Source organism: Streptomyces viridosporus (assembly GCF_002078235.1).
GTDB classification, from domain to species: Bacteria; Actinomycetota; Actinomycetes; order Streptomycetales; family Streptomycetaceae; genus Streptomyces; species Streptomyces viridosporus.
The window spans coordinates 1-2,669 of record NZ_MSGP01000735.1 but is presented as its reverse complement, the minus strand read 5'-3'; the positions used below and the strand labels follow the sequence as shown (position 1 = coordinate 2,669).

General features: G+C 77.9%; 3 protein-coding genes. 2 read left to right on the top strand and 1 reads right to left on the bottom strand.

The genetic code is table 11. The features are described from left to right. The first annotated feature begins 290 nt into the window (after positions 1-290). Both B7L92_RS36770 and B7L92_RS36765 read left to right on the top strand, forming a co-directional pair. Entirely contained in the window at positions 291-1,220 is a 930-nt protein-coding gene (locus B7L92_RS36770; RefSeq protein WP_255311321.1) for a polysaccharide pyruvyl transferase family protein, read from the top strand. Positions 1,221-1,274: 54 nt separating this feature from the next. Next, positions 1,275-1,595, top strand: a complete 321-nt coding sequence (locus B7L92_RS36765; protein ID WP_081241492.1) for a DUF3040 domain-containing protein — start codon at positions 1,275-1,277, stop codon at positions 1,593-1,595. 124 nt (positions 1,596-1,719) lie between these two features. On the opposite strand, the gene B7L92_RS36760 is transcribed toward B7L92_RS36765, so the two are convergent. Continuing rightward, entirely contained in the window at positions 1,720-2,628 is a 909-nt protein-coding gene (locus B7L92_RS36760) for a glycosyltransferase family 2 protein (RefSeq protein WP_081241491.1), read from the bottom strand. Between the last annotated feature and the right edge of the window lie 41 nt (positions 2,629-2,669).

Below are 2,669 nucleotides of genomic sequence, written 5' to 3'. Positions count from 1 at the left end.
CGTCTCCGCGTCCCCGCGTCTCCGCGTCCCCGCGTCTCCGTGTCTCGGCGTCTCGGAGCCTCGGCGTCTCGGTGTCTCTCTCCTTCCTCCTCCGCCCCCGCGCCGTCCCGGAGCGGATGCCGCGCTCCGGGCCCGGGCGCACCGCCCGGAGCGTCCGCTCCCCCGGCGGCGGTCCCGGCCCGCCGGGCCGGGCGGTGAGCGCGTGACGGGGGCGGCCGCGGCGCACGGCCGGGGAACACGCGCTCATCTCGTTGATTGCCTCCCGCGTGCGCGGGGCACTCGGTGGCACGGTGCACACGACGGAGTCCGGGCGACCGGAGAGGGTCCTGCTGACCGGGTGGTTCAGCTTCCGCGACGGGGAGGCGACCGCCGGGGACGTGCTGGCGCTGCACCGGGTGGAGGAGGTGCTGCGCCGGGCCCGGATCCCCCACGACGTCGTCTGGAGCCCCGGCTTCCTGCCGGACGCCCGGCACCTGGACGACGTACGGCCCGGCGACTACTCCCATCTGGTGTTCGTGTGCGGCCCGCTGCACGGGCCGCAGGTCGAGGAGCTGCACCGGCGCTTCGCGCACTGCGTGCGGATCGCCGTGGGGACCTCCGTGATCGACCCCGAGGAGGCGGCCGTGACCGGGTTCCACCGCGTGCTGGCGCGGGACGCCCCCGGCAGCGAGCCGTCCGAGGACCTGGCGGCCCACGCCCCGGTGGTGCCCGCCCGGCCCGTGGTCGGGGTGATCCTCACCCACGGGCAGCAGGAGTACGGGCCGCGGCGGCGGCACGGGCAGGTCGCGGACCGGGTGACGCACTGGCTGGCCGGCAAGGACTGCGCCCGGCTGGAGCTGGAGACCCGGCTGGACACCCGTGACTGGCATCTGAGCGCGACGCCCGCGCAGCTGCAGTCGGTGCTGGCCCGCCTCGACCTGGTCGTCACCGACCGGCTGCACGGGCTGGTGCTCGCGCTGCGGGTCGGCACGCCGGTGCTGGCGGTGGACCCGGTGCTGGGCGGCGCGAAGGTGGCCGCGCAGGCCCGCGCCTGCGGCTGGCCCGCGCTGCTGACCGCCGGGCAGCTGGACGCACGGCGGCTGGACCGGTGGTGGCGCTGGTGCCTGACCTCGGGCCGGGTGGCCGCCCGGCAGGTCCGCGAGGCGTTCCGGGAGGACCGTGCGCCGGACGGCGCGGACCGGCTCGTGGAGGTGCTGTCCTCCCGCGCCGGGGCCGGTTAGCGCGAGGCCGGCCGGGCACCCGGGCCCCTCCCGGTCGTCCCTGGAGGAGAGACGGTGCCCCTCGATCGGCTCCCTGATCACGAACAGCGCGTCCTCGACGAGATCGAACGGGCCCTGTGCCGCGACCGCCGGCTCGACCGGCGGCTGCGCACGCTGCGGCTGCGCCGGGGGCCCGACGTACCGCGCCTGCTGCGGCGGGCGGCGTCGTACCGGCCGCACGGCCGGACCGCGGCCGTGCTGCTCGCGGTGTCGGTCGTGCTGATGGTGACCGGGATGGTCACCTCGTCCCCCGGTGTGATCATGACGTTCGCGGTGGTGTGGCCGCTGACGCTGTTCACGCTCTTCCGGCTGCTGTGCCGGTGGACGGAGGGCTGAGCGTCCGCCCTCCCGGGGCGGGCGCCCGGGGAGCACCGGCCGCGCCCGCGCCACCGCGGGTTCCGGTCGCCCACGGGGCCCGCGCGCCGGTGCCGGGGGGCGGGCCCCGCCGGCGTGCGGCGGATCAGCCCGTGTAGCGGCGGGCCGCCGAGGTGCGCTGGGCCGGTTCCAGCAGGCGCAGCCGGGACTCGACCTCGTGCGGCAGGACGCGGCGTTCGCGCAGGACCCAGGGCAGGGCGGCCGCCGCCTCGGCGAAGGCGCGCAGCGAGGTGGTGTCGCGCGGGACCGTGCGGGCCAGGCCCAGGGTGCGGCGCAGTGCGGGCCCGGCCGGGCGGCGCAACCAGGTGAACCACAGGGTGTTGCGGATGCCGTGCCTCCGGCGCAGCGTGGAGTCCCGGGCCGGGGAGGCGTGGTGGTGGATCGTCAGGTGGTCCGCGTAGGTCAGCCACCAGCCGTCGGCCGCCAGGTCCGCGGCGAGCAGTTCCTCCTCGCCGCCGAGCCACAGCCTCGGGTGGAAGCCGCCCGCGGTCCGGAAGGCGTCGGTGCGCAGGACGGTCGCGGCGGCCAGGAACGAGCCGAGGGCCGGCCCGGGCAGCCAGGGCGGGCCGGGCACGGGCGAGTCGCGCAGCTCGCGGACGATCGGGTCGTCGGTGCCGTCCGGCTCGACGACGATCCGTGCCGTGACCGAGCCGAGCGCCGGGTGCCGGTCGAGCAGGTCGGCGGCGCCGGCCAGGGAGCCGGGCGCCCACCAGGAGTCGTCGTCGCTGAAGGCCACGTAGGGGGTGTCGAGGGCGCGGGCCCCGTGGTTGCGGGCGAGGGCGCCGTGGTTGACGGGGAGCGCCAGCACCCGGACCCCGGGGAAGTCGCGGGCGAGCAGGGCGCGGGTGCCGTCGGTGGAGGCGTTGTCCACGACGAGGATCTCGGGCCGCTCGGGCAGGGCGCACAGGTGGCGCAGGGTGACGGCCAGCCGGGCGGCGCGGTCGCGGGTGGCGATGACGATGCCGAGGCGGCCGTCCGTGGGCGGGGCGGTCATGGCGCGCCCTCCCCTCCCGGGCGCTGGGCGGCGGGCAGCCG

Excerpts from the sequence above, each read along its gene's own strand:
- B7L92_RS36760 (WP_081241491.1), bottom strand. The coding sequence starts at position 2,628 with ATGACCGCCCCGCCCACGGACGGCCGCCTCGGCATCGTCATCGCCACC.